General features: G+C 66.0%; 8 protein-coding genes. 5 read left to right on the top strand and 3 right to left on the bottom strand.

Going from position 1 to position 7,274, the window contains the following annotated elements:
* The 5 genes from pgaB to AC1DO7_RS18230 form a co-directional block, all read left to right on the top strand.
* On the top strand, positions 1 to 1,059 hold a 1,059-nt coding region (gene pgaB / locus AC1DO7_RS18250), incomplete at its 5' end, for a poly-beta-1,6-N-acetyl-D-glucosamine N-deacetylase PgaB (protein ID WP_477116405.1).
* Positions 1,060 to 1,092: 33 nt separating this feature from the next.
* Complete coding sequence (pgaC, locus tag AC1DO7_RS18245) at positions 1,093 to 2,409, top strand: poly-beta-1,6-N-acetyl-D-glucosamine synthase (RefSeq protein WP_441613055.1); 1,317 nt, start codon at positions 1,093 to 1,095, stop codon at positions 2,407 to 2,409.
* A 13-nt stretch (positions 2,410 to 2,422) separates the two neighbouring features.
* Entirely contained in the window at positions 2,423 to 2,866 is a 444-nt protein-coding gene (locus AC1DO7_RS18240; RefSeq protein WP_441612995.1) for a hypothetical protein, read from the top strand.
* A gap of 93 nt (positions 2,867 to 2,959) precedes the next feature.
* Positions 2,960 to 4,789, top strand: coding sequence for a glutamine--fructose-6-phosphate transaminase (isomerizing) (gene glmS, locus AC1DO7_RS18235; protein ID WP_441612994.1), 1,830 nt, complete (start codon positions 2,960 to 2,962; stop codon positions 4,787 to 4,789).
* 2 nt (positions 4,790 to 4,791) lie between these two features.
* Complete coding sequence (locus tag AC1DO7_RS18230; RefSeq protein WP_441612993.1) at positions 4,792 to 6,036, top strand: hypothetical protein; 1,245 nt, start codon at positions 4,792 to 4,794, stop codon at positions 6,034 to 6,036.
* A 45-nt stretch (positions 6,037 to 6,081) separates the two neighbouring features.
* Here the strand turns inward: AC1DO7_RS18230 and AC1DO7_RS18225 are convergent, their stop codons facing one another.
* From AC1DO7_RS18225 to AC1DO7_RS18215, 3 genes are all read right to left on the bottom strand, one after another.
* Positions 6,082 to 6,333, bottom strand: a complete 252-nt coding sequence (locus AC1DO7_RS18225) for a hypothetical protein (RefSeq protein ID WP_441612992.1) — start codon at positions 6,331 to 6,333, stop codon at positions 6,082 to 6,084.
* A gap of 90 nt (positions 6,334 to 6,423) precedes the next feature.
* On the bottom strand, positions 6,424 to 6,657 hold the full coding sequence (locus AC1DO7_RS18220) for a hypothetical protein (RefSeq protein WP_441612991.1): 234 nt from the start codon (positions 6,655 to 6,657) through the stop codon (positions 6,424 to 6,426).
* A gap of 86 nt (positions 6,658 to 6,743) precedes the next feature.
* Positions 6,744 to 7,196: an Ohr family peroxiredoxin gene (locus AC1DO7_RS18215; RefSeq protein ID WP_441612990.1), complete on the bottom strand. Its 453-nt coding sequence runs from the start codon at positions 7,194 to 7,196 to the stop codon at positions 6,744 to 6,746.
* Positions 7,197 to 7,274 lie beyond the last annotated feature (78 nt).

Below are 7,274 nucleotides of genomic sequence, written 5' to 3'. Positions count from 1 at the left end.
GTGTACGATCCCAACCCGGACCGGCAGGAAGCCAGGCTCTCGCGGCTGATCGACCGGATCAAGGATCTCGAGCCGAAGTCGGTCTACCTGCAGGCCTATCACGACCCCGACGGCAGCGGCACCGCCCAGGCGCTCTACTTCCCCAACCGCCACATGCCGGTTCGCGCCGACCTGTTCTCGCGCACGGCCTGGCAGCTGATCACCCGCGCGGGGGTGCAGGTCTACGCGGCACTGCCGGTGCTTTCCTACAAGCTGCCGGCGGGCCACCCGGCCGAGTCGCGGCTGGTGGGCGTGTTGCCGGGCTCGCCGCCCACGCAGTTCGATCCGCGCCAGCGGCAGCGGCTCAGCCCCTTCGATCCGCTCGCCCGCGGCGTGATTCGCGATATCTACTACGACCTGGGCAGGTACACCGCGCTGAACGGCGTCGTGTTCGGCGAGGATGCAAGCCTGAGCGATGTCGAGGATGCCAGCGATGCGGCCCTTGCCGTCTACGCCGACTGGGGCCTGCCGCGCGAACTCGCGGCGATCCGCGCCAACCCCGACCTGCTGCAGAGGTGGTCGGGCGCCAAGCTCCAGTACCTGATCGACTTCACCAGCCAGCTGGGGGAAATCGTCAAGGACTACCAGGGCGGCGGCAATGTGCTGACCGTGCGCAGCCTGCCTGCCAACGCGGTCCTGCGTCCCGACGCGGGCATGCGCCTGGCGCAGGACATCGATGCCTTCGCCGCGCACTACGACTTCGTCAACCTGATGGCCTTCGCGGACACGGGCGGACCGCCTTCGACGCCGTGGCTGGAAAGCCTGGCGCGCGCGGTGGCGGCGCATCCCGGGGCGCTGCCGAAAACCATCTTCGCGCTGCAGACGCTCGACGGCCGCACGCAGGCCCCCATCGCCAGTACCGACTTGCTCCAGCAGATGCGGCAGTTGCGCATGGCGGGCGTGAAGCACCTCGGCTATTGCCCGGACCAGTTCATGGTGAACCAGCCGGACCTGGCGGTGCTGCGGGACGTCATGTCCATGCAGAACCTGGTACGGCCGCGCAGTGGCATGAAGGTCTAGCCAACGAGCACAGAAGAACAAGTGGGGGAAATGATGAAGAGCACCGCGAGCCTGATATCGAATTTCGTTTTCTACTATCCGCTGTTCATGTCCTATCTATGGATGACCGGCGGACTGCTCCACTACTTCCTGGTCGAGAGGAAAGAGCGCATGAAGAAGCGCGCAGACGCGACGCTCGACTGCCCCAAGGTCTCGGTGATCGTGCCGTGCTTCAACGAGGAGGACAACGTACGCGAGGTGATCGCGAACCTGGCGCAACTGCGCTATCCCAACTTCAACATCATCGCCGTCAACGACGGCAGCCGCGATGCCACCGGGGCGATCCTCGACGAGCTGATCGACCAGTACCCGCAATTGCTGGTGATCCACCAGAACAACAATGAGGGCAAGGCCATCGGACTGACCACCGCGGCCATGCTGACCGATGCCGAGTACCTGCTGTGCATCGACGGGGATTCCTTGCTCGACCGCGAGGCGATTGGCTGGATGCTGCGCCATTTCCTGCGCGACGCCGGGGTTGGCGCGGTGACCGGAAATCCGCGCATCCGCACCCGGACCTCGCTGCTGGGCCGCATGCAGGTCGGCGAGTTCTCGTCCATCGTGGGCCTGATCAAGCGGACCCAGGAGATGTACGGCCGCCTGCTCACCGTGTCCGGCGTAGTCTGCATGTTCCGCAAGAGCGCGCTGCGCAACGTGGGCTACTGGAGCCCCGACATGCTGACCGAGGACATCGACATCAGCTGGAAACTGCAGGTCAACGGCTGGCGCCTGCACTTCGAGCCGCGCGCGCTCAGCTGGATCCTGATGCCGGAGACCTTCAAGGGCCTCTTCAAGCAGCGCCTGCGCTGGGCGCGGGGCGGCATCCAGGTGTTGCAGAAGTACGCGGCGCCCATCGTCATCAAGAACAAGCCGATGATGTGGCCGATCTTCCTCGAGTACTCGATCAGCGTGATCTGGGCCTACTGCATGCTCTTCACCCTGGTCATGACGGCGGCTACCGCGCTGTTCGACCTGCCCGAGGCGTGGCGCTTCGCGGGGCTGCCGCGCGGGGCCGGTGTCTTCCTCTTTCTGACCTGCTGCGTGCAGATCCTGGTGGGCTGCGTCATCGATCGCCGCTACGACACCAAGCTGCTGCACTACTTCCTGGACACGATCTGGTACCCGGTCGCGTTCTGGACCATCAGCATGGTCGCATCGGTGATCGCCTTGCCCAGCGTGCTGCTGCACCAGCGCCGCACCCGGGCCAGGTGGGTCAGCCCGGACCGCGGCATCCGCGAAGGCGCGCCCGCGTCCACGCCGCCTACGTCACCGGCGCCGGCGTATGCCAGCCGGCTTGAAGAGCATTCTTGAGGAGGAGTGAGAAATGAAAGAACCGATCATTGACGCATCCGGCACGACGTTGCAGCAGTATCTGCAACAGCATGCGCGAGGCAAGGCAATCCGACGATATGTCTGGTACCGCCTGGTACGGCCCGTGGTGCTGGCATCGATCTGGGTGGCGGCTGCGTTCTACATCTACTGGTGCGTGGTCTCGGCGGGGAGCACCGAGTTCTCGCTCAAGGAGATCGTTCCCGATGCCCTGACCATCCTTGGCATGGGCCTGGTGTTCACGGTGTGGACCCTGGTGCGACGCCTGGAGAAGAGCGAGGTGGACCCGATGCGCAAGGCCCGCACCGTGCCCGGCTCCACGCTCGACCTGGCCAAGGATGTGGTGCTGTCGGTGGGCACCGGCCGCCGGCTGGTGGCCTATCACGACGAGGACGGCCTCGTTTCGCACGTGGCACAACTGCAGAGGGAGGCGGCCTGACCAGCATCGGCGGTTCGGCCTCGCGCAGGCAGCCAGCAGGTTGCCGCGCGAGGCCAGCGCGAACCAACTTCTGTATTCTCACGGGGAATCATCATGTGTGGCATTGTCGGCGCTATCGCGCAACGTAATGTGGCACCGGTCCTATTGGAAGGATTGCGGCGCCTGGAATATCGCGGCTACGACTCCTGCGGCATCGCCGTGCTGCAGGACGGAGAACCCAGGCGCGCGCGCAGCATGTCGCGCGTGGCCAAGCTGGCGGAGCAGGTCGGGCAGACCCGGCTCGAAGGCACCATCGGGATTGCCCACACGCGCTGGGCGACCCATGGCGCRCCGCTTACCCGCAATGCCCACCCGATCTTCTCCAGCGGCGAGATCGCCCTGGTTCACAACGGCATCATCGAGAATCACGATGCGCTGCGTGAATCGCTGCGCGCACGCGGCTACGAGTTCGATTCGCAGACCGACACCGAGGTCATCGCGCACCTGGTGCACCACTGCTTTCACCACGAAGGCGGCGGCGACCTGTGCAAGGCCGTGCGGCTCGCCCTCGCCCAGCTGCATGGCGCCTACGCCATCGCCGTGTTCTCGCGCAACCAGCCGGACCTGGTGATCGGCGCGCGCTCGGGATCGCCACTGGTGGTGGGCCTGGGCGACGACGGCAACTACCTTGCCTCCGACACCATGGCGCTGACCGGCAGCGCCGAGCATTTCATCTACCTCGAGGAAGGGGACCTGGTCTCGCTGTCGCGGGACGGCGTGCATATCCTGGACGCCGAAGGCGAGGCGGTCAGCCGCGAGATCCGCAAGATCGAAGCGACCGCCTCCGCCGTGGAGCTCGGTCCGTACCAGCACTACATGCAGAAGGAGATCTTCGAGCAGCCGGCCGTCATCGCCGACTCCACCGAACACCTGGAAGGGTTCGCGCCTGCCCTGTTCGGGGAGCAGGCCGAGGGCGCGTTCGCCGACATCGATTCAGTGCTGATCCTCGCATGCGGCACCAGCTACCACTCCGGCCTGACCGCCAAATACTGGCTGGAGTCGATCGCGCGGATGCCCACCAGCGTGGAAATCGCCAGCGAGTACCGTTATCGCGACAGTGTGCCGAACCCGCGCACGCTGGTGCTGGTGATCTCGCAGTCCGGCGAGACGGCGGACACGCTGGCAGCGCTCAAGCACGCGCAGGCGCTTGGCCACCGCCATGCGCTGGCGGTCTGCAATGTCGCCGGCAGCGCCATCATGCGCCAGGCGAACCTGCATTTCCTGACCCGCGCCGGCGCCGAGATCGGGGTTGCCTCGACCAAGGCGTTCACCACCCAGCTGGTCGGGCTGTTCGTGCTGGCGGCCACGCTGGCCAAGCAGCGCGGCCTGCTCGGCGCCTGGCAGGAGGCCGTCATGCTGCAGCAGCTGCATCACCTGCCGGCGGCACTGAACGGCGTGCTGGCGCTGGAGCCGCAGATCATCGCCTGGGCAGGCTCGCTGGCGCGCAAGGAGAATGCGCTGTTCCTCGGGCGCGGCATCCACTACCCCATCGCGCTGGAGGGCGCGCTGAAGCTCAAGGAGATTTCCTACATCCATGCCGAGGCCTATGCCGCCGGCGAGCTCAAGCACGGGCCGCTGGCGCTGGTGACGGAGGAGATGCCGGTGGTGGCGGTCGCGCCCAACGATGCCCTGCTGGAGAAGCTCAAGTCCAACCTGCACGAAGTGCGCGCACGCGGCGGTGAGCTCTACGTCTTCTCCGACGCCGACAGCATGATCGTCAGTGCGCCCGGGCTGCACGTCATCCGCATGCCGGAGCACTACGGGCTGCTCTCGCCGATCCTGCATGTGGTGCCGCTGCAGATGCTGGCCTACCACACCGCCTGCGCACGCGGGACCGATGTGGACAAGCCTCGCAATCTGGCCAAGTCCGTCACGGTGGAGTAGCGATGAGCTCGTTCGCCATGATGCGAAGCGCGACGCTAGTGCTCGCCGGCGCGCTGTTGTGCGCGCCGGCGGGCGCGCGCAACGACAGCCGCGGCGCCGGCCGCAACGACGCCCGCGCGCCGGCCAAGGTCCGCCCCGATGTCGATCAGCGCGCCTATATGCACGGCATCGGCGCGGCGGCCGGCCCCGGGGATGTCACCTACGTCTTCTTCAGCAGTTCCGGCCTGCCGCCGCGCGGGCCGGATCGTAATCGCAACTGGAGCCACGACATCTATGTGGCCGAATGGAGGCCTTCGCAGGCGAACCTGGGCAAGCCAAGGCTGCTGGTGGCGGAGAAGGAAGCCCAGGAGCCGGTCTCGGTAGCGCAGAATGGCGCGGGCCGCATCATGCTGACCTTCGAGGACGGCTCGAATACCGCCAACGGTGTCAGCCAGCGTTACCGCGTGTACGCCGCGGACCTGCAGCCGCAACAGGCGAAGTCGGTCGACGTCTGGTCCGGCGGGCACTCCGGGCACGTCGCGCGGGTAGGCGAGAGCTTCGTGGTGTTCTACTCGGACGACTGGATCGACGGCGGCGGCGTGGACAACCTGGGCACCGGCAACGGCGTCTACCTCAAGGCCTACGACGCCAACGGGCAGTTGCTGCGCAGCACCGACGTGGCTCGGGACAAGCGTGAATGGTGGCCATTGATCGCCGGTTCGGAAGACCACGCCTTGCTGGCCTGGCAGGAGTTCGTCCCCGGCGAGACGCACGCCAGGCTGAAGACGGCGGCCTATCGGCCAAGCGATGGCGCGCTGACCGGCACACAGGTGCTGAACGACAACCTGAAGTACTACACCTATGGCGTGACCTACGTCCCGGACCTCAAGCGCTTCCTGGTGGTGGGCACGACCGGTGCGGGCAAGGGCTTCGCCCATCTGCTCGACGCCGGCGGCAAGGTGACCGCCTCGCTCGCCTGCATGCCTGCCAGCGTGCGCGAGGCCGGCATCACGGTGGTCGGCGATACGGCGTTCACGCCCGCGCAGGACGGCCGCCTGCTCCAGCTGAAACTGTCGGCCGATGCCGTCGAGCTGCGCGGCAGCCAGGCATCGCCGATTCCGTGGACCATCCAGGGCAGCCTTGGCCTGGTGCGCTCCCGCTCACCGACGGTACTGCACTGGGTGTCGCTGACGCCGGAGGGGCTGCGCGAAGCCGACTTCGATCCGGGCCGGATGACGCCACCGACGGCGGCGGACCTGTGCGGATAGGGAACCGGGACTGCATCAGGTCTTTCTCCTGTGCACTGTCTTTGCTCAGTAGTCCGCCAGTGTCTCGCCGTCGACTTTTACGAGCTGATCCAGGCGCAGGGTCTCCCCAGTCTTGAGCGTCAGGTATTCAACGCCACCGCGGCCGTACACGTCGGTGATGGTGGCGGTGCGCTGCTGTGGTGTGCCATCGGCGTCACGATAGTGGATCTGCACGGGCTTGCGCACGGTGGCGAGGTCTTCCAGGCGGTCGTGGAACTCGCAGCTGATGGGGCGGTACGGGGCGGCTGTGCTGGTCATGGCAATGGATCCTGTGTGCTTGTTCGTCCGCTATCTTTCACGACAGCGCTGTGCTCGCGGCGGCCACCTTGTCAGTGGATTTCACCGGTCTCAGGTACGGGCGCCATCGGTGTAAGGGTCGAACCTGCCGACCCTGGCACCGTCCGTGTATGGGCTGCGCGCGCCATCGGAGTACGGATCGGCTACGCCGGTGACCGAGCGGGCGCCACTCGTGAAAGGATCGCGCGCGCCTGCATTGGACCAACCCGCGGCTTGCACGGCGGCAGCGTTCAGCAGGGCGACGGCGACAGTGGCGCAGCGGGCGATGGTGGTGATCGTGCTCATGGTATGCATTCTCGTTTCGGGTGAGTTATTACCGTATGCGATTGCATCGCATACGATGTATATGTGATGGTAAGACGGTCAGGGAATCACGACGTAAAGACGTTCAGCGCCACGTCGATATTGCCGCGCGTCGCCTTCGAGTAGGGGCAGATTGCATCGGCGACGTGGGCCAGTTCCGTCGCGACATCCTGCGGCAGGCCCGGCACGCGCAGGTTGAGCCGTGCCTGCAGGAAGTACTCCGCGCCGGTCATGCCCAGGTCGACTTCGATATCCACGGACAGGTCGGACGGCAGCTCCAGCTTCATTTCCTTGGCCACCAGGCCGACCGCGGCGATGTAGCACGCCGACCAGGCGCCCGCGAACAGCTGTTCCGCGGTCGGATGCGACTGGACGGCAGGGAACACGTGCTCCGGGGTGGCGCTGTTGCCAGGCGACAGCGCAATGTCCAGCGCGCCATTGTGGCCGCGCGAGGTAACGCCGGCGTTGCTGTGGGTGGTGTGGGTCTTGCCGGTGAAGAGGACTTTCTCGATCTTGCTCATGGATTGAATCTCCGTTGCTTGTCTGGTTTGTTTGTATCGTATTCGATTTGATCGCATGCGATGGAATGCATAATGGAA

The sequence above is a fragment of the Cupriavidus sp. 05N40 genome (genome assembly GCF_056397305.1).
This window is presented reverse-complemented; position numbering and strand designations above follow the sequence as displayed.